24 protein-coding genes are annotated in these 23,915 nt (G+C 39.5%); 12 read left to right on the forward strand and 12 right to left on the reverse strand.

The window, feature by feature from the left end; all coding sequences use genetic code 11:
• Positions 1-2: 2 nt before the first annotated feature.
• The 9 genes from IPU53_RS12810 to IPU53_RS12850 all read right to left on the reverse strand — a co-directional run bounded on the left by IPU53_RS12810 (position 3) and on the right by IPU53_RS12850 (position 6,371).
• On the reverse strand, positions 3-758 hold the full coding sequence (locus IPU53_RS12810; protein WP_207451268.1) for a hypothetical protein: 756 nt from the start codon (positions 756-758) through the stop codon (positions 3-5).
• Positions 751-1,317 (reverse strand): RNA polymerase sigma factor, encoded by a 567-nt coding sequence (locus IPU53_RS12815; RefSeq protein ID WP_313886484.1) that lies wholly within the window; start codon positions 1,315-1,317, stop codon positions 751-753. Before IPU53_RS12815 ends, IPU53_RS12810 begins: the two co-directional genes overlap by 8 nt.
• A gap of 152 nt (positions 1,318-1,469) precedes the next feature.
• Positions 1,470-1,727, reverse strand: coding sequence for a hypothetical protein (locus tag IPU53_RS12820; RefSeq protein ID WP_207451270.1), 258 nt, complete (start codon positions 1,725-1,727; stop codon positions 1,470-1,472).
• Between the two features lie 245 nt (positions 1,728-1,972).
• A complete protein-coding gene (locus IPU53_RS12825; RefSeq protein WP_207451272.1) occupies positions 1,973-2,185 on the reverse strand; it encodes a YjzC family protein in 213 nt (70 codons plus the stop codon).
• 153 nt (positions 2,186-2,338) lie between these two features.
• Positions 2,339-3,061, reverse strand: coding sequence for an amino acid ABC transporter ATP-binding protein (locus tag IPU53_RS12830; RefSeq protein ID WP_207451403.1), 723 nt, complete (start codon positions 3,059-3,061; stop codon positions 2,339-2,341).
• A gap of 1 nt (position 3,062) precedes the next feature.
• The gene (locus IPU53_RS12835) at positions 3,063-3,725 is read right to left on the reverse strand and encodes an amino acid ABC transporter permease (protein WP_207451274.1); all 663 of its coding nucleotides are present in this window, start codon (positions 3,723-3,725) and stop codon (positions 3,063-3,065) included.
• Positions 3,726-3,948: 223 nt separating this feature from the next.
• Positions 3,949-4,773 carry a transporter substrate-binding domain-containing protein gene (locus IPU53_RS12840; RefSeq protein ID WP_242698267.1) on the reverse strand — a complete coding sequence of 275 codons (825 nt, stop codon included), beginning with the start codon at positions 4,771-4,773 and terminating at the stop codon, positions 3,949-3,951.
• A gap of 402 nt (positions 4,774-5,175) precedes the next feature.
• Complete coding sequence (locus IPU53_RS12845; RefSeq protein WP_207451276.1) at positions 5,176-5,574, reverse strand: SLAP domain-containing protein; 399 nt, start codon at positions 5,572-5,574, stop codon at positions 5,176-5,178.
• 5 nt (positions 5,575-5,579) lie between these two features.
• A complete protein-coding gene (locus tag IPU53_RS12850) occupies positions 5,580-6,371 on the reverse strand; it encodes an HAD family hydrolase (protein ID WP_207451278.1) in 792 nt (263 codons plus the stop codon).
• 197 nt (positions 6,372-6,568) lie between these two features.
• Here IPU53_RS12850 and IPU53_RS12855 point away from each other — a divergent pair, with 197 nt between their 5' ends.
• From IPU53_RS12855 to IPU53_RS12895, 9 genes are all read left to right on the forward strand, one after another.
• Entirely contained in the window at positions 6,569-7,513 is a 945-nt protein-coding gene (locus IPU53_RS12855) for an aldo/keto reductase family protein (protein WP_207451280.1), read from the forward strand.
• 225 nt (positions 7,514-7,738) lie between these two features.
• Entirely contained in the window at positions 7,739-9,097 is a 1,359-nt protein-coding gene (locus IPU53_RS12860) for an MATE family efflux transporter (protein ID WP_207451281.1), read from the forward strand.
• 28 nt (positions 9,098-9,125) lie between these two features.
• On the forward strand, positions 9,126-9,671 hold the full coding sequence (locus IPU53_RS12865) for a GNAT family N-acetyltransferase (RefSeq protein WP_207451283.1): 546 nt from the start codon (positions 9,126-9,128) through the stop codon (positions 9,669-9,671).
• A gap of 200 nt (positions 9,672-9,871) precedes the next feature.
• Positions 9,872-11,101 carry a S1C family serine protease gene (locus IPU53_RS12870; RefSeq protein ID WP_313886485.1) on the forward strand — a complete coding sequence of 410 codons (1,230 nt, stop codon included), beginning with the start codon at positions 9,872-9,874 and terminating at the stop codon, positions 11,099-11,101.
• A 211-nt stretch (positions 11,102-11,312) separates the two neighbouring features.
• On the forward strand, positions 11,313-12,065 hold the full coding sequence (locus tag IPU53_RS12875) for a response regulator transcription factor (RefSeq protein ID WP_207451287.1): 753 nt from the start codon (positions 11,313-11,315) through the stop codon (positions 12,063-12,065).
• A complete protein-coding gene (locus tag IPU53_RS12880) occupies positions 12,061-13,464 on the forward strand; it encodes a sensor histidine kinase (protein WP_207451405.1) in 1,404 nt (467 codons plus the stop codon). The genes IPU53_RS12875 and IPU53_RS12880 overlap by 5 nt, the downstream gene beginning before the upstream one ends.
• A 132-nt stretch (positions 13,465-13,596) precedes the next feature.
• The gene (locus tag IPU53_RS12885) at positions 13,597-14,499 is read left to right on the forward strand and encodes a peptidylprolyl isomerase (protein WP_207451288.1); all 903 of its coding nucleotides are present in this window, start codon (positions 13,597-13,599) and stop codon (positions 14,497-14,499) included.
• Between the two features lie 120 nt (positions 14,500-14,619).
• Positions 14,620-16,224 carry a spore germination protein gene (locus IPU53_RS12890; protein WP_207451289.1) on the forward strand — a complete coding sequence of 535 codons (1,605 nt, stop codon included), beginning with the start codon at positions 14,620-14,622 and terminating at the stop codon, positions 16,222-16,224.
• Positions 16,205-17,431, forward strand: coding sequence for a Ger(x)C family spore germination protein (locus tag IPU53_RS12895; RefSeq protein ID WP_313886491.1), 1,227 nt, complete (start codon positions 16,205-16,207; stop codon positions 17,429-17,431). Before IPU53_RS12890 ends, IPU53_RS12895 begins: the two co-directional genes overlap by 20 nt.
• A gap of 197 nt (positions 17,432-17,628) precedes the next feature.
• On the opposite strand, the gene IPU53_RS12900 is transcribed toward IPU53_RS12895, so the two are convergent.
• Positions 17,629-18,705, reverse strand: a complete 1,077-nt coding sequence (locus IPU53_RS12900) for a GerAB/ArcD/ProY family transporter (RefSeq protein WP_207451290.1) — start codon at positions 18,703-18,705, stop codon at positions 17,629-17,631.
• A gap of 257 nt (positions 18,706-18,962) precedes the next feature.
• Between IPU53_RS12900 and IPU53_RS12905 the strand changes: the two genes are divergently transcribed.
• The gene (locus tag IPU53_RS12905) at positions 18,963-19,196 is read left to right on the forward strand and encodes a hypothetical protein (RefSeq protein ID WP_207451291.1); all 234 of its coding nucleotides are present in this window, start codon (positions 18,963-18,965) and stop codon (positions 19,194-19,196) included.
• 549 nt (positions 19,197-19,745) lie between these two features.
• Here the strand turns inward: IPU53_RS12905 and IPU53_RS12910 are convergent.
• Together IPU53_RS12910 and IPU53_RS12915 are read right to left on the reverse strand one after the other, a co-directional pair.
• Positions 19,746-20,207, reverse strand: coding sequence for a hypothetical protein (locus IPU53_RS12910; protein ID WP_207451292.1), 462 nt, complete (start codon positions 20,205-20,207; stop codon positions 19,746-19,748).
• 6 nt (positions 20,208-20,213) lie between these two features.
• Positions 20,214-21,218 carry a DUF3231 family protein gene (locus IPU53_RS12915; RefSeq protein ID WP_207451293.1) on the reverse strand — a complete coding sequence of 335 codons (1,005 nt, stop codon included), beginning with the start codon at positions 21,216-21,218 and terminating at the stop codon, positions 20,214-20,216.
• Positions 21,219-21,410: 192 nt separating this feature from the next.
• Here IPU53_RS12915 and IPU53_RS12920 point away from each other — a divergent pair, with 192 nt between their 5' ends.
• Both IPU53_RS12920 and IPU53_RS12925 read left to right on the forward strand, forming a co-directional pair.
• A complete protein-coding gene (locus tag IPU53_RS12920) occupies positions 21,411-22,310 on the forward strand; it encodes a glucose 1-dehydrogenase (RefSeq protein WP_207451294.1) in 900 nt (299 codons plus the stop codon).
• 202 nt (positions 22,311-22,512) lie between these two features.
• A complete protein-coding gene (locus IPU53_RS12925) occupies positions 22,513-23,886 on the forward strand; it encodes an MDR family MFS transporter (RefSeq protein ID WP_207451296.1) in 1,374 nt (457 codons plus the stop codon).
• Positions 23,887-23,915: the final 29 nt, after the last annotated feature.

Here is a 23,915-nt window from a genome sequence, read left to right on the forward strand (position 1 = left end):
GTCTAAACTCCTTCCGCTGGCTTTCTTCGAACCAGCTTGTTTAAAAATCGAAAATAGATGACTACACTGAAGCCCAAAACTAATCCATACACAAAAATGGGTAACTGAAGTAAAAAGTAACTGTATAACTGATTAGGGAGGAGGTCCAAAAGGATATTGACTGCACCCCAACCTATAATAGTCATGGTGGCTCTTACACCTGTTTGTTTTTTCATGATGATGGCAAGGAAAATAATTGAGAATAAGAACAATGCGGTCGTGGATACCAAAAATGCTTTGAAAAAGTGGATCTCTTCATATATGAAACTGACAATAAGAATACTCATTGTGTTTACCAAAATTGAAAGGACGCTAAAGAGTAACATTTTAAAGGCAGCAACTTGATAAAGATTGTATTTCGTGACCATCTCTACCTCGAATGTCGCATGATGGCGTTTGTGCAAAAAATCATAAAAGGACAGAGCCATGTAAAGCAAGGGGGAGGCGACAAAAAGAATAGGAAAAATGTCTGCCTCCGTTTGAGCCGTTTCGGCCATACTGCTAAATAAACCAATGAGTAAAACCATCACAGAAAATGTAATCAAGGCGCCATCCCTTTGATTGGTAAATAAATACTTCCAACCAATATTCTTATATAAATGAACAATATAGGAAAGGAAGGACTGGTGCGGCTTTACTCCGACCTGTACAATCCGCGCAACTTCTGATTTCATTTTTAATTGATCTGGATAAGGAATAGAAAGCTTTTCTTTAGGCATCGTGATCCTCCTCCATTTTCTTTTTGATCTCTTTCAAAGCTTTATAGTATTTCGTTTTCACTGTTGAAAGGGGGGCTTGTACCATTTCGGCAATTTCTTGAAGCGTATACTCTCCGAATAGTTTGAGACGAATAATTTCTTGGGAGACAGTCTCTAATTGATTGATCAACCCCGTGATTTTCTCTATATCCTCTTTATATTCGAGGGATAGAACAAAATCATTTTGGTCTTGCACATCCTCATCTTCTAATGGACTTGTATAATTTCTGTATTTGTAGTTTCTGGAGCGGTAATAGTCTACGACCCGATTGGTGGCTACTCGATAGAGCCATGTACGGAAAGAAGCCCTCTCATTCTTAAACCGATGAATCGATTGTAAAACACTAATAAAAATTTCCTGTGTTAAATCGAGCGAGGTATCCGCATCCATTGTCTGCTTGTACACGAAGCCATATATTTCTTGATAATATTTTGAAATTAACTGATTAGCCGATTCATGATGGCCATTTCTTTTTATTTTTTTAATCCAGTGCTGTTCTTGTATCATCTTCTTTTTCACCACTCAAGCCTTCTGGTTATATATTCGTAATCATATGGAAAAAAGTTTTAAAAAGCGAAAAATTATTAAAAAAAAGAGAGGAAAGCCATTGAAAGAGGAGACACTCCAGTCAACGGGAACTAGAGTGCTGAAAATGAAAACGGATACAAATGTTAAAACGGAATGAATGTCCGAATGCCAATTAATATGGTCAGAAGAATAAAATTAGGAATGGCGATGAAAACCAAATTTTTAATCCATTTATTTTCTTGATGTCTGATTGGGGCGCCCATAAAAATACCAGCAAGTAAAATAGAAACAATAGCTGTCATACCTGTAATCTTGACAGCCAAAAACCAATTATTGGTCAGGAATCCGGTAATAAGTGAAATGAAGGAAATGGCTATTCCAAGAGTTAGTGATTTATTCACATTTCACACCCCCTAAGTCTACTGTATGCATCGAAGAATAGAAGGTTATCGGATGAGTTGAGAAAGTATAAAATTTTCCTTGGATTGCTTTGGGACTGAGTGTAGAAGTTGTCCAGCTTCAGGAACCATCGGCTCGGAACACTTGCTTGTCGAAGGTAGTGGGCTCCTTGCACTTTTCTTGTGTAAAATAAAAAAGCTGCCGAGCATCTAGCATCTCGACAGCTTTATGTTCAAAAGAACACTTTTTATTTTTCTAACGTCCAAACATGTTGACGATCTTTAACTTTTTCTTCGCCTTTATGTTCGATTGTGACAGTATAAGCTTTTAGGTCAGGAAGTTTATCTCCTTGTTGAAGCTCCACGCGTTCTGGATTTTTAACTTTTCCGCCGCCATGACCTGCTTCCACATAAGTACCTGTTACGGGTGCTGTGTCACCTGGTTTGTAAAATTGGTTCATAATGTATTTCCCTCACTTTAGATAGATTGCACAATATAAAGACATTATAACAAACAATGCATATAAAAAGCCAACTCAATTGTAAAAGATTAAATTTTACAAAAAGTATTCTCTATTATAAACCTAGATGACGTCCCGCATTTTGCACATTCTTTACAATATTTTACTTAAAAATTCTTGTGTACGTTCATTTTGTGGATCGTCAAAAATTTGGGTTGGGTTACCTTTTTCCATGATAATGCCTTCATCCATAAATACAACGCGATCTCCAACTTCGCGTGCAAAGCCCATCTCATGTGTCACGACTACCATGGTCATTCCATCTTCTGCCAGGTCCTTCATGACTTGTAGGACATCGCCCACCAATTCAGGGTCTAAGGCAGAGGTTGGTTCATCAAAAAGCATAACCTTTGGATTCATTGCTAATGCGCGAGCAATGGCGACACGTTGCTTTTGTCCACCTGATAAGCTTTGAGGATAGACATGGGCTTTATCGGAAAGTCCAACCTTTTCTAATAAAGGCTCAGCAATTTTCTCGGCATCTGATATGGACATCCCTTTCACCTTTTGTGGCCCCAACATAATATTTTCTAATACCGTTTTATGGGGGAAAAGATTAAAATGCTGAAAGACCATCCCAACTTGGGAACGAATATCATTAATGTTTACTGATGGATCGACGATATTTTCGCCATCAATAATCACTTCGCCTGATGTAATTTCCTCTAATAAATTAAGGCAGCGAAGAAAGGTACTTTTTCCAGAACCTGATGGTCCGATAACACAAACCACTTCATTTTCTTCAATTTCCATATCGATTCCTTTTAATACTTCCAATTTCCCGAAGCTTTTATGCAAATTATTTACTGTAATCATATTAGACATCCAGCTTCCTTTCTAATCTTTGTAAATAATAGGAGGTAGGGATAGTAATGAGAAGATAAAGTATACAAACCATAATTAATGTTTGGAAAGCGGAGAAGGTCGCATTATAATACTGTTTTCCCATGTAAAGAAGCTCTCCTACGGCAATAACAGAAAAAAGGGAAGTGTCTTTTAAACTAATGATAAATTGATTTCCTAATGGAGGAATCATTCGTTTAAAGGCTTGCGGCCAAATAATATAGCGCATCGTTTGTTTCGCTGTTAACCCGATTGAACGTCCAGCTTCATGCTGTCCTTTATCAATGGATTTCACAGCACCCCGTACGATTTCTGAGATATATGCACCTGCATTAATGGTAATCGCAATGATAGAAGCTGTAATTTTATCGATATTAAATCCAATTATATCTTCAGAAAGTCCAACATAAATAAATAAAATTTGCACTAGAATAGGAGTCCCACGAACAACCTCCACATAAAAGGCACAAATGCCGCGGAGAATTCTGCTTTTTGATAAGCGGCCTAAACCAGCTAAAGCTCCAAGAATAAAACCAAGAATAAGACCGATGATCGTAATAATTAATGTCCAAAGCAATCCTCTAAAAAGCATAGGGAGGCTTTGAATATAATGACTGTCCATGATTGTTTCGAGCATTCTTTATTTCTCTCCCTTTGAAAACGTATTTTGCATGAGTGAAAAAGTCGCAACAAGTTAAGGAACTTGTTGCGACTGAGACCAACAAGGAGTTGGGCAGAAAGGCGATGCGCCAGGACGGCAACACGGGCGCCTGCGCTTTTCTTAATTAGCTTGGCGCCTTATTCACAGCTCAACATAGCTACCTCCTATGGTCTAGCTTCCCGGCTGTATGAAGTCTTACTTATTCTTCGCCCAACCATTCATCGCTAGGTTTTTCACCGAAATATTTCTCGTAAATTTCCGCATAAGTTCCATCATCAATCATGCTTTCGAGCGCCTCATTGGAGTCATCAACCAATTCAGATCCTTTCTTAAAGGCGATTCCATAGGATTCTCCTTGAAGAATTTCACCAGTGGTTTTTAATTTTCCTTCTCCTTCTTGGGCGATATAGTACTGAACGTTTGGAACATCATATAGGACAGCATCAAGTTTGCCATTCGCTAAGTTCATATACGCTGTGACAATTTCAGGATACGCTTCCACCTGGGCATCCGTATTTTCGCCTAAGTAGCTTTCACTTGTGGAGCCTTGTCGAGACCCAACTTTCTTTCCGTCCACATCATCAATCGACTCAATATCGCTATCAATTGGAACCATTAAGATAATACCAGAATCATAATATGGAATGGAGAAATCAAGTGTCTCCTCACGTTCAGGTGTAATAGACATTCCGGCAACGCCAATTTCATAGCGTCCGCCTTGCATGCCTGCAAGAAGGCCATCAAAATCCATTGATTCAAAATCAACTTCATAGCCCGCACGGTTGGCGATCTCTGTGATCATGTCAATATCAAACCCCTCTAAGTCTCCCGTCTTTGTATTGAGATATTCGAATGGTTTGAAATTCGAATCTGTGGCGACAGTATAGGTCTTCCCTTTCGAATCACCGTCTCCGTCATTACTTCCGCCGTTACTACCTCCATCAGCATTTTCACTTGTTCCACATGCTGCAAGCGCTAGCATAATAGAAACCATGGCAATAAGAAAAACAAGCTTTTTCTTCAAGATTGTGACACCCTTCCTATTTTTTTACATCTGCTCTTTATTATCTAATAAAGCTGGAATAAAGGAAAAATTCCCAAAACAGTATGAGGATGGATTAGCAAGGATAAGAGCACATGTAATCAACCTAGGCTACTATTCTTGTAATAATCCTCTCCATATGTCTCGATAACTGTTTGATACCCTTTTGTAAAATGGCATAAACATATTTTTCGAAGAGAGCAGGGAAAAGGAAACCAAAAAACTCCCACGACCTAATGGTATGGGAGTTTTGAAGATTTATTCGTCTAATTTAAAGAAAGCATAAAAACTGGATCGAGTGGATCTAACCCCTGCATACAGCAATTAGGATTTTTTCTCTTTCAATTAAATGACGATCTCCGAGGCGGCCAAACAATACGCGAATCATTCGCTTTCATCCTCTACAACAGAAATGGCTATATGTGTTAAATCGGCGTCTGTCAGATTTACCATCTGTTTAGAAAAGACAAATGACCATGGTTGTGACGATATAGGATTAATTTCTAGTGAAGAAGAGAAGTCTCCTTGAGCAATGGTCTCATTATGTTTATGTTGATTTGTGATCCTTACGGACAATTTATGTAAGTGTAAGGGATATAGAAAGCCATTGTGCAGGAAAACAGTTGCCACAAGCCCGCCATTGCGTTTGTATTTTGTCATAATTGGGCTGACTGTAAAGGACTCCTCAGGAATGACAAGAGTTTGTGCTTCTTGAATATAGGATTCCTTTTCTTTTTCAGTTAGTTGCTGATCCCAGACAGGATGAAAATGAATAGCTGACATGAACATCATTCCTCAATAAGATGGAGTATTTTTAAACCATTGGCGATACCGGAGTCTGCAACACTTGTTGTCTTATGCTTGGCATACTGATAGAGATCTGGATGAGCATTTCCCATTGCAAAGCCTTCTCCAACAGCTTGTAGCATTTCTTTATCGTTCATTCCATCCCCAAAGGCAATGGCATTCTCTTTTGTGATCTTTAAAACTTCTAATACTTTGTGAATGGCTCCACCTTTATTTACCCGATCACGTATCACATCATAACAGTGGAGTAGCGCTTCCACATTGACTTGGGAAAGATGGTAGGTCGGGTCGAAATGATAGAGCTTTTGATCTTCAGCTGTTAGATTGATTAAAGTAGCTCCTAGAATTTGATCAGCTGCTTCTTCGGTAAACAATTCATTTTCTTTTAGTTGAAACATCTCAATAAAATGCTGGACAACAGGTGTATCGATGCTAGTGAAATAGTTTTTCTCGCTTGTATATAAGACCATCTCATGATCGTTTTTTCTCGCGATCTCTAGAAACTGCAACACCGTTTCTTTCTTCATCGGTTCATTGACTACAGCTTCTTCCTTATAAAGCGCAAGAGCTCCATTATAGCCAATAAAAGAATGGACATTTAGTTCCTTTGCCAAATCTCTAATTTCGTGTAGAGGCCTGCCAGTGGCTAGAAACACTTCGAGTCCCCTTTTTTGTACCTGCCTGATCGCCTCTTTTGTTGAGGGATCATACGTATGATCGGGTTTAAGAATCGTTCCATCAATATCTAAAAACAATACCTGATAAGTAGACATTTTATTCTCCTCTAGAAGTGGGTTTTTAGCCAGTTTATCATATTAAGGAAATAAAACATATAACAAGTGGGGACGAGAGCGAATTAAAGCGAATATTGTCAAAAGAAATAGAAGGATGATTGCTTGACACTCCTAAAAAAATAAGGAATGATAAAAAAGTAAAGTTACTTTTAAAATATGGGTAAGGAGAGATCCTAATGAAGTATCGTAGACTGGGAAAAACGGGTTTAAAAGTTAGCGAGATTAGCCTTGGAAGCTGGTTAACTTATGGGAAATCGGTGGAAGATGATACGGCAACAAAGACGATACATAAAGCGTATGATTTAGGGATTAACTTTTTTGACTCTGCAAACGTTTACGAACAAGGGGAAGGAGAAAAGGTCCTATCTAAAGCATTGAAAGAATTTCCTCGTGAATCTTATGTCATTACAACAAAGGCTTTCTGGCCGATGGGAGAAAGACCGAATGATCGCGGCCTGTCGCGGAAGCATGTGTATGAGCAAGTTCATAATAGCTTGAAACGTATGGATTTGGATTATGTCGATATTTTCTATTGTCACCGTTATGATCCGGAAACGCCTGTGGAAGAAACGCTTCGCGTGATCGATGATTTAATTCGACAAGGGAAAATTTTATATGCGGGTGTCAGTGAATGGTCAGCAGCACAAATCGAAGAAGCAGTAGGCATCGCAGATAAAAAGTTGCTTGATCGAATTGTGGTCAATCAACCAGTTTACAATATGCTAAATCGCTATATTGAAAAAGAAGTATTACCAGTATCAAGTAAATATGGGATTGGACAAGTGGTATTCTCCCCGCTCGCTCAAGGGATTTTAACGGGGAAATATCTTGGTGGCGATATCCCTGAAACAAGTCGTGCGGCGAATGATGAGATCAATAATGGTGTAAGAAGGATGCTGACAGAGGAAGTGCTAGGGAAGGTAAGAGAATTAGCTGAAGTGGCAAAGGAATTGGATACCACCTTACCAGCATTAGCTCTTGCTTGGATTTTACGTCAACCTATGGTAGCGAGCGCGCTAGTTGGGGCTAGTAAGCCCGAACAAATTGAAGCCAATATCAAAGGCAGTGAGCTTGAATTAACCGCTGATGTCCTTGATAAAATAGAAGGCATACTGGCCTAAAGGGAAGCTCCGATTTCTTGAATGGAATCGGGGCTTTTTTATGATTGAAGAAACGATAAAATTCTTGGCTTGTGGTTAAATAGTCTACGTTGCGGGTTGACGTCCAGCTCCAGCGCAGCGCGAATTTAGCCTTTATTGCTAGATCAAGGCGCTTACGCTTTTGTTCTAGCAATAAAGCCATTTTGAGGTAGAATAGTAGAAAATAAGGAAAGGAAATTTATATACATGCAGCAAGAGAATTTTACAAGGGGTTCGATTGGAAAGCAGTTACTGCTATTCTCGGGCCCGATTATTTTAACCAATCTTCTTCAGGTCTCCTATCAATTAATTGATAGCTTGTGGGTTGGAAATTTGCTTGGTGCTTCAGCGCTCGGAGCGGTAGCGGTATCCAGTACTGTAATTTTTACCGTGTTATCATTTATCATTGGTGTAAATAATGCCACATTAACGATTTTATCTCAGTTGAAGGGAAAGAACGATGCAACGGGCTTAAAAAATTACACAAATGCCTTTACTGTCATTTTAGCAAGTATGGCCATAATGCTTGGGATTATCGGCTATCTGTCATCTGAGTGGATTCTTCGTTTATTAGGAACACCTGAATCGATGTTAGGAGAAGCAACGGGGTATTTACGGATAAACTTTTTGGGCATCCTGTTTTTATTTGGCTATAATTTCATTGGAACTGTATTTCGGGCGTTAGGAAACAGTAAAACCCCCTTGCGGTTTGTCGTTATTGCTGTGATTCTAAATATTTTCCTAGATCCGCTCTTTATCTATGTATTTAATTGGGGGATAGAAGGGGCAGCATTTGCGACCATTTTAGCGCAAGGAATTGCCTTCCTATATGGTGTGTTCTTGAGTATCGCTCATAAGCAAATTCCATTTTCATCTCCCGCTTTTCCAAAAATAGAGGAGATAAAATTAATTCTCGGGCAAGGCCTTCCATCTGGGTTGCAAATGACGGTTATTTCCGCTGGATCAGCAGCGATTATGAGTGTGGTGACTTCATTTGGGAGTGATGCTGTTTCTGGCTTTGGTGCGGCACAGCGATTGGAGAGCATGATTATGCTACCGGCGCAAGCTTTAGGAACTGCTGTTAACAGTATGGCGGGCCAAAATATCGCTGTTGGGAAGTGGCGACGCGTACATAAAATCACTCTGTATGCGACAATTCTTAACCTCATCACGATGCTTTTGATTGCACTGCTGATCTTTGCAATCGGTGGTTGGGGGATTCGCTTGTTTATTTCTGAATCAGAAGCTGTTCGTTTTGGGACAGAGTATATAAAAATGGTTGCGTTCTTCTTTCCATTTTTAGGATTTAATTTTGTGTGGAATGGTGTGGTCCGCGCCTCTGGTGCAGCTTTTCAAGTGCTTATGCTGAATCTTATTTCTTTTTGGGTTTTACGATTCCCATTAACTTGGTTGTTTGCCCAATATTTTGGCGAGAGAGGAATTGCCTATGGGCTGGGCAGTAGTTTTGTGATTAGCAGTATAGTGGCCTTTTGTTATTATCGCTTTGGAAAATGGAGTGAAAAAGAGTTACTACAGGATGACACAGCCAGATCGGTGGAATCCTAACTAATGGCTTTAAGGATGAGGTGATTCAATGTTCGTACATCCTGTGGATGAAGAGCTTTATTTGCGGATGGTGGAGGAAGAGGATGCGGAAGAGCTCTTTCGACTAACAGATCAATCAAGAGAGTACTTACGGGAATGGTTGCCATGGATCGACAGGATCAAAAGTAAGGAAGACTCCATTGCTTTTATTCAATCAAGTCAGCAGGGATTTGCTGAATTTACTTCCATGACTCTGGGTATTCTATATAGAGGGAAATTGATCGGTGTCTCAGGATTTAATGAAATGGATCCAGAGAATAAAGCGGCGTCTATTGGTTATTGGTTATGTAAGGATTTTCAAGGGAAGGGGATTATGAATCGGGTTGTCCGCTCGCTGATGGACTATGCGTTTCATATCCTTGAATTTAACCGCATTGAAATTCGCGTAGCAGCTGGAAATAAGAGGAGTCAGGCAATCCCTGAAAAACTTGGTTTTAAAAAAGAAGGGATTCTGCGTGAAGCTGAGTGGCTATATGACCATTACGTAGATCATATCATCTACAGTTTTCTTGCTAGTGATAACCAAAAAACATAAGAAAGCCAACTGGATCGTCGGTAGAAGGTTGCATTTTCAACTTTCCTCCTTTTGATTGCGTAAGTCAACATCGGTTCGTCCTTACCGTAATTTGTCCGCCGCTTACGCATTTCTTTATGAACTGTTCATGCTTCGTTCATAGTTTATTCATATCTTGTGATTATGATAAAAGTACCATAAATCGCAGGGGGGTAATCAAAGTGAAGGATCAAGATGAATATGAAGTTAGTGATGTGACGGAAAGACCGAAAAAACGCTGGGCGAAAGGAAGGACAGCTGTGAAGAGGGTTGTATCGACTGTAGGTGCGGGTGTAATTGGTTCGGTCTTAACTTTAGGCGTTGTTCTCAATACACCGCTTTTAAAAGACTCTGAACCTCAGGAGGATACAGTGCAAACAGCTACGGCAAATACAGAGCAAAATTCATCCGGAAATGTTCAGCAACTTTCTGCTAATACGACATCTCTTGCTGATATGGTCGAAAAGGCATCAGATGCGGTTGTCGGAATTGTGAGTGCGACGAAAACACAAGGAAATCCATTTGCTCCTCAGAACGAAAGTCAAGGGGAAAAATCAGGGTCAGGTGTCATATTTAAAAAAGAAGGTAAAGACGCTTTTATCGTGACGAATAACCATGTAATTGAGGGTTCTGAGCAAATTGAGGTCAATCTAGAAAATGGAGACAAGGTGGAGGCTGAATTGATTGGAGCGGATGCTTTAACTGATTTGGCTGTCCTTAAAATAGATGGTAGCAAAGTTGATTCTGTCATGAATTTCGGTGATTCCGATACGCTACGTGCAGGTGAACAAGTTGTGGCGATTGGAAATCCACTTGGACTTGAGTTTTCACGGACAGTGACACAAGGTATTGTGAGTGCGGTGAATCGTTCCATTGATGTGCAAACTTCTGCAGGGAATTGGGAATTAAATGTCATTCAAACTGATGCTGCAATCAATCCAGGAAATAGCGGTGGAGCCTTAGTCAACACAAAAGGTGAACTAGTTGGGATTAATAGTTTGAAAATTGCCGAGAGTGGTGTAGAAGGGCTAGGATTTGCGATTCCGATCAATGATGCAAAGCCGCTTATTGAAGAAATGATTAAAAACGGAAAAATTGAACGTCCTTATATGGGAATTAGCATGGTCGACTTTGAGCAAGTTGCTCCCCAATATTTACAACAACTGCCGGAAGACGTTGACAGTGGCGTGATTATCACATCCGTTGATCCAGATTCGGCTGCTGGCAAAGCTGGTTTACAAATGGAAGATGTCCTAGTTAGTATCAATGACCATAAGATCGAAAATGCGAGCGATTTAAGAAAGCTTTTATATACAGACCTTAAAGTTGGAGATAAAGCTTCTCTTCAAGTCTATCGCGATGGGAAAGAAAAGACATTCTTTGTTACTTTAACGGCAAACCCTGAGAGTTAATTTTGTCCCGCGTTAACTGGCTGTAAGACCCCCACTGATTGAAGTTTCATTTTATAAAAAATGCTTACACCTCTTGTAATGTCAAGGGGTGTTTTGTTCATGCTTGGCTTGTTAATAGGAAGGATTGTCTCTACTACCGATGCTATCCCCTATTTGATGCTTGCACAAGGATTTAAATTCCTTTACTTTTAATATAAAGGGGGTGCCCAAGTTGAAAATATTAGTCATTGAAGATAATGAGAATGTCGCTTCTATGATTGAAATGTTCTTTTTAAAAGAAGGAATTAAAGGGGAATTTATTCAAGATGGAATTGCCGGGTATGAACGTGCTAAGCAGGAACAGTGGGATTGCTTAATTATTGATTGGATGCTCCCAGGAATGGATGGCATCAGTATCTGCCGGAAAATTCGAGAAAAGAATAAAACGGTACCGATTATTATGCTTACAGCCAAAGATACAGAATCTGATCAAGTATTGGGCCTAGAAATGGGTGCCGATGATTATGTGACAAAGCCATTTAGCCCCCTTGCTTTAATGGCAAGAATTCGGGCTGTAACACGTAGATCTCAAAGCCAGCCGAGTAAGAAAGTAAACAGCAATACGAATACGATCGAAACGCCCCATTTCAAAGTGAATAAGGATACACGTGAAGTCTTGTTAGACGGGAAGTCTGTTACCAATTTAACACCGAAGGAATTTGATTTGCTTTATCATTTTTTACAGCATCCGAGACAGGTATTTTCACGCGAACAATTATTAGATAAAGTATGGGGCTATGATTTTTACGGAGATGACCGAACCGTAGATGTTCATATCAAGCGCTTACGGAATAAATTGGGCTCTTCAGAACAACCTTTTTTTAAAACCGTTTGGGGTGTAGGATATAAATTTGAAGAATCAGCGGATGGACTCAAAAAACAGACTGAAGAAACTCCTCCAAATGAGAATCGCTATGAAAATTAAAATGAAATATCTGTATCAACAGCTTTTGAGTCATGTCAGCGTGATTGTGATTGCGATCCTTATTTTAAGCTTACTGTTCTCCCATTTTATTGAAAATCTAATTTACCAGGATAAAATTGATGAGCTTACAGCCTATGGGAAAAATGTTTTGGCAGATCTTGAACAAAACTATGATTCCGAATCCATTTTACAAGAATATGGACATGTTTTAGCTGGGCGTGATATCCAGTACAGTTTATTTGATCCGAGCTCAGCGATTATCTATTCAACAGGAAGGGGAGCGAGAATCAAGCTGGAAGCGGGAGAATGGCAAAAAATCCAAGATGGCTATACCGTTGTAGTGAAACAAGACTATAAACGGTTTAACGAAGGGATGACCTTTGTGTTGTTACCTTACTTTCGCCAAGGTCAATTTGTTGGTGGTATTTTGCTCGCATCGCCGATTAAAGGAACACGGGATATTATTTCACAAATCAATCAATATTTGCTGTATACAGTATTGGTGGCAGTAGCTGTTGCTTTGCTGTTAAGTTGGATCTTATCGGCTTTTCATGTAAGAAGAATTAAACGACTTCAGGAAGCCACCTCTTTAATTGCAAATGGTGATTATTCAGTGCGCATTCCTTCTTCTGATTTTGATGAAATTGGGGAGCTGTCAGGGGATTTCAATCAAATGGTTGAAAAATTAGAGGAATCAATGGAAGAGATCGAACGTTTAGAAAATCGGCGTCGCCAATTTATGGCAGATGTTTCCCATGAATTAAGAACCCCGCTCACGACGATTCGCGGTGTGATTGATGGAATCCGCAATCAGATGATTCCTGAATCAGAAAAAAAGCGGGCTATGCTGATGGCAAGTCAAGAAACAAAGCGTTTGATCAGATTGGTAAATGAAAACCTCGATTATGAAAAAATCCGTTCGAATCAAATCAAACTCCATAAGGAAAATCTTCTATTGTCTGAAGTGATGGAAGTAATTCGCGATCAGTTGGAAATTCAGGCTGAAGAAAAGCAGGATAAGATTGTATTAGAAGTAGAGAATGATGCACAGGTGTATGCTGATTATGATCGCTTAACGCAAATTTTAATAAATATCACAAAGAATAGTATTCAATTTACGGAACAGGGGACGATCACGTTACGAGGCAAAATGGGCGAGACCGAGACCATTATTGAAATAGAAGATAACGGACAGGGGATGGATCCGCGCGAAATTAAGAAGATTTGGCAGCGATTTTACAAGGCAATGGTATCAAGAACCAATAATCCCTATGGAGAGTTTGGCCTTGGGCTATCGATTGTCAAACAGCTTGTTCAGTTGCATAACGGCCAAATTGACGTGAAAAGTGAGGAAGGAAAGGGAACCACTTTCACTTTGACCTTTCCATTTAAAAAATAGATATCGAAATTTTTAGCGTTTTCATATATCATATTGTTAATAGTTTGTTCACATTTATTTTGTAGACTAAGGTTGTACAAATAAATATGGCCTATATAACTACATTAAAATAGGGATTAGAGGAGGAAGAAAATGAGTCAGCATCAACAAGCAAAATCATCTAGCAAAAAGTTTACGATTTCTGTGATTGTCCTAATTATACTTGGAGCTGCTGTTATTTTTACAACGGCTTTTGTGAAGAGAGACATTGTTGCGAATGTAGGGGATGCCAAAATTACAAAAGACGAGCTGTATGAGCAACTTGTGGACAACTATGGGGAGCAAACTCTTGATGGTATGATCAATGATGAAATTGTAAAAATGGAAGCAAAGAAGGAAAAAGTATCTATATCTGATGATGAAATCAATAAAGAAATGGATAAATATGTTGAACAGAGTGGGGGCGAAGAAGCCTTTAATTCAGCCTTACAACAACAAGGGCTGACTAAAAAGGATCTTGAAAAGGATATTGTGAGTTTTTTATCAATTCAAAAGATCTTAGAACCACGGATTGACATTAGCGATGATGAGATTAAGGAATACTTTGAAGATAATAAAGCTAGCTTTGACCAAGAAGAACAAGTAGAGGCTAGTCATATTTTAGTCGATGATGAAAAGACAGCAAAAGAAGTGAAACAGAAGATAGATGATGGAGAAGATTTCGCAGAATTAGCCAAAGAATACTCAACAGATGAATCAAATGCTGAATCTGGTGGAGAACTAGGCTTCTTTGGAAAAGGAAAAATGGTCAAAGAATTTGAAGGCAAGGCCTTTTCTATGAAAGTTGATGAAATTAGTGATCCCGTCAAAACAGAACATGGCTATCACATCATCAAAGTAACTGATAAAAAAGACGCTAAAGAGGCGAAACTAGAAGATCATAAAGAGGAAGTTAAAGACGCATTATTTGAGCAAAAACTGCAAACAGAATACCAAACATGGTTAAATGAGAAAAAAGAAGATTATAAAATTAAAAAATCATTAGGTACAAATTAATAAGTTGCTCGTAAAAAGGCTGCCCCGTCCTGGAGGCAGCCTTTTTACGAGCGGATAGAAGAATGTATAAAAACGGACAGTTGACGAATCCTAATAGGAAAACGAAAGGGATTTTTTGTCATGTTTTCATTATTTAAGAAGAAACACAAGGATACAGGAAATACACACAACAAATCCCCTATGGAGTATGTAGGTTCTCATTTATCTGATACGGTGGAAAGAATAAAGAAGGAGACGGGGGATAGCTCGGATATTGTCATAAGAGAATTGGAGCTTGGGGAACCTATGTTGTCCGTGGCAATTGCTTATGTAGACGGGATTGTCGACGATACTTCAATTCATGATTTTATAGTGGACTCGATTTTAGAATCTGGTATCAGGACAGAGCGGGACCCTAAGGAACTTTTAAAGACCATTACTTCGAAAGTCGTTGCAATGGGGCCGATTCAAAAATCAAGGCAATGGGCTCAGTTATATACAGCCTTAATGGACGGGAATACCATTCTTCTTATTGATGGAATCGACGAAGTGATAACAATTGATACACAGGGTGGGGAACGGCGTTCGATTGAAGAACCGGAAAGCCAGGTAACGGTTCGTGGTCCAAGAGACGGATTTACAGAATCGCTACGTACGAACACTGCCCTTGTCAGGAGAAGGGTCCGTAACCCTAATCTTTGGACAGAGTCGATGAAAATCGGCAATCAAACCAAAACAAATGTGGAAATCATGTATTTAAATGGTGTTGTCAACGAGAAGATTGTGACTGAAGTGCGTAAGCGGTTAAAAGAAATTGAAATTGACGCCATTTTGGAATCCGGCTATATCGAACAATTGATTGAGGATCAGACCTGGACAATCTTTCCGACCATTTATCATACAGAAAGGCCAGATTCGGTAGCGGGGAATATTTTAGAAGGAAGAGTAGCTATCTTTGTCGATGGAACTCCTTTTGTTTTACTAGCGCCAGCCGTGTTTATTCAATTTTTCCAATCTGTTGAAGATTATTATGCTCGGTTCGACATTGCGACCGCTTTGCGATTTTTACGGATTATCACATTTTTATTATCGATCATTGCGCCATCTGTCTATATTGCTGGAACGACGTTTCATCAGGAAATGATTCCGACACAGCTGGCGATTATTGTTGCGGCACAGCGTGAAACCGTTCCATTTCCAGCTTTTGTGGAAGCTATCATGATGGAGATTACATTTGAAATCTTACGGGAGGCGGGTGTACGAATGCCGCGTGCTGTTGGGGCTGCCATCTCCATCGTGGGCGCCCTTGTGATTGGGCAAGCGGCTGTTCAAGCAGGGATCGTTTCCCCAGCTATGGTGATTATTGTTTCGATTACAGCGATTGCGAATTTTGCAACTCCTTCATTTGCGATCGCCATTTCTGCTCGCCTCATTCGTTTTTTATTTATGGTAGCTGCAGCGACTTTTGGTTTATATGGGGTGATTTTGTGCACTATTTTTCTTACTCTTCATTTATGTAGTTTACGTTCCTTTGGTGTGCCATATATGACGCCAATGGCACCTGTTACAATTGGGAATTTAGGGGATACACTGATTCGTATCCCTTTATGGACGACAAGAAGAAAAGCCAATTTAATCATGAAGGGAAAGCAGATTCATGCAAAGAATACGCCAAAGCCAGCTCCTCCATCGCCTCGGACAATAAGGAATAAGGATATTGGGAAAGGTGACAACAATGACTCATAACGTTAAACTGTACCTCATCCTGATCTTATCACTATGTCTCCTTACTGGTTGCTGGGATAAAAAGGAGTTGACTGATATTGCTTTTGTGGCAGCAATGGGGATAGATAAAGGGGAAAATGGTCAATATGTAGGCACCTTTCAAATTATTAACCCTAGTAATGTTGCAGGAGGGCTACAGGGAGGATCTGGACAAGATGGGGCCACTGTCACGGTATACCGAATTCCGGGGGAAAATATGGTAGATGTTAGTCGTCGTGCTGCTAATGAAATTTCACGGGTTTTATTTTACTCTCATGCTAATTTGGTCGTGATTGGAGAAGAACTGGCTAAGGAAGAGGGAATCGATGGAATCTTGGATGGTCTCGATCGTGATGATCGATTTCGTGATACATCTAAGGTGGTGATTGCCCGGGGGGCTACAGCAAGTGAACTGATGCAAATCACGACCCCAATTGACAAAATTCCTGCAAATAAGGTCATTAAAACCCTACGATTCTCTGAACAACAATGGGGGGAACAATGGCCGGTCAAAATTAGAGATATTTTAAATGCCTTAACAAGTACTGGAAAAGAACCGATTATTCCGAGTTTTTCTATTTACGGTGATCGGGATGCGGCAAAATCCATTGAAAGTCTGCAAAGAACGAGCCCGGATGCCATTATTCGTACAAACGGTCTCGGAATCTTCAAAGATGGGAAACTAATGGGTTGGCTCCATGATGAACAGGCAAGGGGAACAGCTTGGATTATGAATAAGATTCGTTCTACCAATATTGCGATCGATTGGGAAGAGGAAATGGAGGCCATTTCATTTCAGGTTGTTCGAGAAAAAACGAAGGTGAAATTTGAGTTTGATGGGAACCAAATTATAGCAAAGCTAGATATACAAACACAAGGCGACTTGGGAGAGGTGAACGTGCCCATCAATCTTAAAGATAGGCGTATTCGTAATCAAATTGAGAAAAAAGTAGAAAAGGAAATTGAACATATGATTCGTTCAACGATTACAGAGGTTCAATCGTATCAAGCTGATATTTTTGGCTTTGGGGAAAAAATTTATCATTCCCATCCAAAAAAGTGGCGGCAGATAGAGGAAGATTGGCAAGATCAATATTTTCCTGAAATGAAGGTGGAAGTAGGGGTGGATGCAATGATTTCAGGAACTGGTTTAAGAAGCAATTCGTTCAAGTATATTGAACATGACTAAGGGAAAGCTCAGTTTCTTTTGCGTAAAAGAAATTGAGCTTTTTTACACGATAAGAAATCATTCGTTTCTATATATAAGGAGTATAAAATTTGTGACTGATTGGTTCTAGCTCTAGCGCCTATCGAAGTGGCAATTGTCGTGGCGACCATATCTACTCATCCTTGATGCAATTATTTAAACTGCTTTTCTTTCTTTTTTTAAAAAAAGGTAATAAGTAATAATAGGGCTGGAATGAGAACTTGGAATGGAAATTGGACATAGATAGAGGCAATCTTCCTTCCTTCCTCAATATGTTCCAACGCATTATTAGCAATGATAATGGATAGAAAAATAACAACAAATGCTAATGGAAAAGCAAGTTTTGAGGATTCTTTCACTTTAAATAAATCAGCCGTGCCAATGATCACAACATAAAAATAAATAGCCACCTTGAAAAAGCCAAGAATGATAATAGATAACATAAAAAAGATATCCAGTCGCTGCAGAAATTCTGCAATTTCAATCGCTTGAATGGTATTGAGTAAAGGAAACTGTGTGCGTTCAATTTTGGCATAACCAAGGACACTAATATTAATAACGGTGCTAATAGCTAAATTAATACCAATCAGCAATAGAGCTAATAGACCGGCCTTTTTTACTTTTTTCGGTTGATTGACATAAGGGAAGATCATGGCGTAGACAAATACTTCCCCAAATGGAAAAAACACTACCTGTGTAAAAGCCGTTTTCATAACAGGTAAAATACCGTCTTCTAAGAACGGCTTTAAATTACTTAAATGGATGAGATCAGAAGCCATAATAAAGATGAAGCCAAAAATAGCCAAAACGTAAATAAAAGTAAATAAAATTTCACCTGCTCTTCCTATGACTTCAATTCCTTTTCTGACGGCATAGATAACAACCAGGATTAATAAAAAATGATTGATGACAAGTGGAGTCTGCGGATAACCGAGAATAGCAAGCATTTCACCGAAGTCACGAAGTGCGCGAGCAACGAGGTAAAGAATAAAAAGCATGTAAATAAAGGCTACTATTTTCCCGAAAAATTTACCAAGGATCCTCTGAGTATAAGTTGTTGGTAATTGATCAGGATAATAATTATAAAGTGCATAATGAATAAAAAAAATACCGAATCCCCCAACCATGGCAAATAGTATCGCTAGCCATGCATTCTGTTTCGCCATAGTCCCAAGTGGATATAGTAAGGCACTGCCAAGTTCGAAAAGGAGAATCAGAACGAATAACTGAAAGGGACTAATTTTTGCGGATTCCATAGTATCTCCTTTCTTAAGAAAACGAATAGAAGTATATTCATCGGTTTACCCAATATCGACTTTATTTATAACTAGCCAATGAATATCATTTTTAAGAAAAAAAGGATAAAGTGAAACTTCATCAGTGGGGGGTTCCACTGATTGTTAGTTGAACCAATCGGACCTTTACAGGCAGTTTACCGCCCACCTACGCTTCTCCGTATTCTCTAAAGGGGGATTACTGCCCGTAATGCGGGATAAATTGAAGGATGTGGTTCATGTTGAAAATTGTAGGGATCACTATTTTATATATGGTCTTATTAATCCCAGCTACAATGTGTATAAATATCTTTTTCTATGGGCCGGATATAAAAGGAGCTATACTAAATTGGTTTCAACCGCTTTATCTGCGAAATGTATCTGAAAATCTCCTTTATATTTTTTATCCATTAAGTATTATTTGTCAGCCGATCGTGGAGTGTTTTTTGAATAAAAAAAGAAACACATCATGATACTTATATGGCGATAGTGAAAGCTATCGTTTTTTTTTATTGTTAGGAAATTATAAAATTGTCGCTTGTGGATAAGTTGTAATTTTGAGTTTTGTCGTCCAGCTCAGCGCCCAGCGACTAGCAAACTTTCAGCTTCTGTTTGCGTAAGTCAACATCGGCTCATGCTTCGCCGTACTGTCTAGCTACAGACGGCAGAAGCTCGAGGTCAAATGTTCCTGAATCGCAGAAGGGAAAATTCGCCCTTCTTCGTTTCAGGAACATTTGCTTGTCGCTCCTAATCAGCCGTCTTTCGCATTTCATGTATCCTTTATCTCAGGGCTACAGGATGTAGGTCAGAACAGCGTTGCGACGTACAGGATGTACTAGTGCAGACGAAGCGCCAGGACGTCGCGTTTGAGTCTGCCGCCAGGACGGCGCGTTTTTAGCTGTTCATCCTTACTATGAAAGTTTGTACGTCGCTAAACGGGCGCTTGCGCTTTTGTTCTTGCCTAATGATTCTACTCACCATTTAATCCATTGCTAGACAAAATAAAGAGGAAGAGAAACATGCTAATTTTTTCTCTTCCCCCATTTCGTTAAGATCTTTTTCAATAATAGTCCTATTAGTACTCCAGGAATTACACTAAGAATCGGCAACCATATAGGACCAGGTAAGTAGCCGAAAATGGTGACCTTTGTGGAATAGATAGTCCCTACAGTAACAAAGTAAGCGGAAAAGACAAAAGGCATAAATGAATACGGTTCTTTTCCGCCACCTCCATCTTTGAAAGCATCCCACATAGCGAAAAAATAAAGACAAGGATAGAAAAGAAGCCATTGGAAATCAGCTAGTTCGATTGCTTTTTGGATATCGCCGTGAAAACTGGCGATGATCATAGCATTAAATTGGGATTTTACGTTCACGATAAATTCCAGTAAAACCAACAAGAGACCTTTTATATATTTTCTATTTAATAATTGTCCAAAGCCGGGGAGGGCAATACTCCAAAATAATTTTTCTTTTGCGTCCACATTATCTTAACCCTTTGCTAAATTTTCGCGGTCTGGGGCGGAAGGAGGGATTTCCATCCAACCATGATCAATCATAATTTTTGCCCCATCCTCGGAGTATTCGCCTGCTTCTAGGATCAAGCGGCCATAAGCGGTAGCAAGATCTTTTCTTGGGCTCCCCCCCATACTACTCCCATAGAAGCTAATCCCTGCGTTAATTAAGGCACTTGTGTGATACATAAGCAGTTTATCTGAAAATATCGGTTCTGTTGTTGCCATCGGACTAAAATTTCCATATGTTGGAGCAGGTAAATCATTCTCCAGTAAAAATTTAGAGAATACTGAACAGTAATGATGTGAAATTTCAGCGCCTCTCACCATATATTTCTGTACTTTTTTTGACTGAGCCACTTGAGCAAATCCCATCAATAAAGCCTCGCCTAAAGAATTACGATAAAGATTCATAAACAGAAGCGAAATTTCTATACTCGTAAGTGGCCTTTGTTCGCCTATCCAGCCCGCTAAAAAGTGCTGCTTATGGGCAAATTGATTTTGTTGCGGATAAGGAATAGATGGTGGCCGGACATAAGTCCCTTTTTCTATAGAAAGTTCAGTTGTTCGGTTAAATAATTCAGCCGACGACTGGAGACATTGAGTGAAATGGTCACGTAATTCCTTCCGAATCGCCTTAGGTAAACCCATGCTATATGCGCTTAAGCCCATAATCCCAAGGTTTTGCACATAATGGAGAATAAAATCATCGGTATATAGTCTTGGGGCATGAGTATTTACGTCTTGCTCAGTAAATCCCACTGGAATAGGAATCCCTTCTTCTGTAAAAATGTTCTTATCAAAGCGAACGTGCAATTCCGATAATTCTAGTGCATATTCCACACAAGCTTTCATGTCTGGATCTTCCACATGTTCTTTAAAATAAGAGAGCATACAAATAGCTAAGGTATCATCTAGATAGGATCCAAATAAAATGCTTAATTCGCTTGCTGTTAATGTACTATGGTTGGGAGATGTCATGTTAGTTCCTCCTCCTTTTAGAATATCTAAGTAAGCATAGTGTTTCCCTAAATTGAAAAAATATAATGAAGAGTGGAAGGGAAGATGATTTCTCTTATTAAGATGATTCATTTTTTAACACTCTTCCGATTAAGGACACATGCAATGATTTTATACATAAGATACCTAGACCAAATATGAGGAGGATGTCATGTGATTCCCTATTATCCGTATTATGGATTTTATAAAAAGTGTAAAGATGAGCCAATTGCTTTTCCACCTCAGCATCAGCCGGTGCAACCTGGTCTGGAATATCTTATGCATCCCCGTCCGATTTCAGAGAATCCAGATGAACGAGGCTCCAATAAATTAGAAAATAAGGTCGCGATTATTACAGGGGGAGATAGCGGAATTGGCCGTGCCATTGCTTATGCTTTTGTAAAAGAAGGAGCTAAGGTAGTAATTGTCTATTTGAATGAGCATCGTGATGCGAAAGAAACTGAGCAAAGAATTCACGAGCTTGGCGGAGAATGTCTGCTGATTTTCGGAGATTTAAAAGATGAGAAAATGTCAGACCAGGTTGTTCAACAGACAATTGAAGCTTTTGGAAAAATTGATATTTTGGTGAATAACCATGGGGTACAATATGTTCAAAAAAGTATTCTTGATATTACGAAGGAACAGCTTGAATTCACCTTTCAAACGAATATATTTGCTTTTTTCTATCTGATTAAAGCCGTTCTTCCTTATATGAAGGCAGGAAGTTCAATTATCAATACGGCTTCGATTACAGCGTATGAAGGGCATAAAAAGCTAATAGACTATAGCGCGACGAAAGGGGCGATTGTAACATTGACACGCTCATTATCTCTTTCACTTGCCAATCAACAAATTCGTGTGAATGCTGTTGCTCCTGGTTCGGTTTGGACACCACTTATTCCAGCAAGCTTTTCCGATAAAGATATTATGAAATTCGGACTTGACGCCCCGATGAAAAGAGCAGGACAGCCTGTCGAATTAGCTCCAGCCTATGTCTATCTAGCTTCAGATGAAGCAAGCTTTGTATCAGGGCAGGTCCTGCATGTGAATGGTGGCGTGATGGTAAGCTCATAAAAAAAGAGAAGAACGCTCGCGAGTTTAGAGTGTTCTTCAATCGTTAGAAAAAACCATTTGATGCATGTTTTTGTATTGATTTTTTTCTTATCCCTCCTACTTTCAGGTATACTAAAGATTAAAGGGAAAATCGACCAATCAAATGGTCGCGGTCACAGTTCGTGGCGTCTTGCAATTTTCATAGAATGGTAGGGAGAGAATCGTGAAAAAGGAAACAAAACAAAAGTACGTTGTGGCCGGTTTATTAATTGCAACTTTTTTAACTGCGATTGAAGGAACGATCGTAAGTACAGCTATGCCTAAAATTGTTGGGGATTTAGGTGGCAGTCATTTATATACGTGGGTGATATCGGTTTATTTACTGGCGACGGTCATTAGTACACCGATTTTTGGTAAAATGGCGGATTTATACGGCAGAAAGCGAATGTTTGCTCTTGGAGTGCTTATCTTTTTGTTGGGTTCAGTGCTTTCAGGACTATCTCAGTCAATGCAACAGCTTGTTGTTTATCGAGTCATTCAAGGACTGGGCGCAGGGGCATTGACAACGATTCCCATGACGATTATTGGTGATGTCTTTGCTTATGAAATGCGGGCGAAAATTCAAGGATTGATTAGCAGTGTGTGGGGAATATCCGGAATTCTAGGGCCTTTAGTGGGCGGCTTTATTGTAGATTCTATTTCATGGCATTGGATCTTCTTTATGAACCTCCCCTTTGGGATTATTGCGTTAATTTTGATTGGAACCTCATTACATGAACAAATAGAAAAGAAAAAACGCACGATCGATTATGCAGGTATTTTGACCTTTGCAGTCTGTATGACTTCATTTTTATATGCATTGAATTTATGGAAAGAGGAGCGGCAATTGACTGGAAGCATCACGATGATGTTTGCGATTGCTTTGATTAGTCTTCTTCTCTTTATCTGGATTGAATCTAAAGGGAAAGAACCAATGCTGCCACTGTCTTTATTTAAAATTCGCTTGATCGTTGTCTCGAATGGAGCCAGCTTTTTAATCGGTTTTATTTTAATTGCGGTTACCTTTTATATTCCATTATGGGTTCAAGGGGTAACAGGCCTTAATGCTACTTTATCCGGAATAGCGATGTTGCCGCAATCATTAACTTGGCCTTTAGGGGCGATGCTCGTCGGGAAATGGGTGAAGAAAATGGAGGTTGGCCGGATTGCCTTGATTGGAATGGTGTTTGTCATCATAGGATGCATTGGGATGAGCTTATTGCAAACTGGTACAAGTCTAGTATGGATGATGCTTATAACCGCCATTTTAGGACTTGGCTTTGGTTTATCAACCACCTTGTTTACTGTTGTGGTTCAATCATCTGTAGGGTGGAGTATGCGTGGTGCCGCGATGGGCTCTAATAATTTATTCCGTACTTTAGGACAAACCATCGGGATTGCCGTCTCTGGACTTTGGTTAAGTGATCAATTGCAGGGTGCCGAGTTAGAAGCAAGCTTGCATCAAGTTTTTATCCTGTTAATTGTGTTAGCAGGACTTGGCTTTGCTGTGACCGCCATGCTTTTGGGTGAAAAAGGTGGAGAATTATCAACAGATTAGAAATAGAATTGAAACAAAGCTTGCAAGGC

Source organism: Bacillus sp. SD088, from assembly GCF_017355205.1.
Taxonomy (GTDB): Bacteria; Bacillota; Bacilli; order Bacillales; family Bacillaceae_C; genus Lederbergia.

What these genes read in the sequence shown, in the direction of transcription:
- IPU53_RS12810 (WP_207451268.1), bottom strand. Translation starts at nt 758, where the DNA reads ATGCCTAAAGAAAAGCTTTCTATTCCTTATCCAGATCAATTAAAAATG.
- IPU53_RS12825 (WP_207451272.1), bottom strand. Translation starts at nt 2,185, where the DNA reads ATGAACCAATTTTACAAACCAGGTGACACAGCACCCGTAACAGGTACT.
- IPU53_RS12830 (WP_207451403.1), bottom strand. Translation starts at nt 3,061, where the DNA reads ATGATTACAGTAAATAATTTGCATAAAAGCTTCGGGAAATTGGAAGTA.
- IPU53_RS12835 (WP_207451274.1), bottom strand. Translation starts at nt 3,725, where the DNA reads ATGCTCGAAACAATCATGGACAGTCATTATATTCAAAGCCTCCCTATG.
- IPU53_RS12845 (WP_207451276.1), bottom strand. Translation starts at nt 5,574, where the DNA reads ATGTCAGCTATTCATTTTCATCCTGTCTGGGATCAGCAACTAACTGAA.
- IPU53_RS12850 (WP_207451278.1), bottom strand. Translation starts at nt 6,371, where the DNA reads ATGTCTACTTATCAGGTATTGTTTTTAGATATTGATGGAACGATTCTT.
- IPU53_RS12855 (WP_207451280.1), top strand. Translation starts at nt 6,569, where the DNA reads ATGAAGTATCGTAGACTGGGAAAAACGGGTTTAAAAGTTAGCGAGATT.
- IPU53_RS12860 (WP_207451281.1), top strand. Translation starts at nt 7,739, where the DNA reads ATGCAGCAAGAGAATTTTACAAGGGGTTCGATTGGAAAGCAGTTACTG.
- IPU53_RS12865 (WP_207451283.1), top strand. Translation starts at nt 9,126, where the DNA reads ATGTTCGTACATCCTGTGGATGAAGAGCTTTATTTGCGGATGGTGGAG.
- IPU53_RS12885 (WP_207451288.1), top strand. Translation starts at nt 13,597, where the DNA reads ATGAGTCAGCATCAACAAGCAAAATCATCTAGCAAAAAGTTTACGATT.
- IPU53_RS12890 (WP_207451289.1), top strand. Translation starts at nt 14,620, where the DNA reads ATGTTTTCATTATTTAAGAAGAAACACAAGGATACAGGAAATACACAC.
- IPU53_RS12900 (WP_207451290.1), bottom strand. Translation starts at nt 18,705, where the DNA reads ATGGAATCCGCAAAAATTAGTCCCTTTCAGTTATTCGTTCTGATTCTC.
- IPU53_RS12905 (WP_207451291.1), top strand. Translation starts at nt 18,963, where the DNA reads ATGTTGAAAATTGTAGGGATCACTATTTTATATATGGTCTTATTAATC.
- IPU53_RS12915 (WP_207451293.1), bottom strand. Translation starts at nt 21,218, where the DNA reads ATGACATCTCCCAACCATAGTACATTAACAGCAAGCGAATTAAGCATT.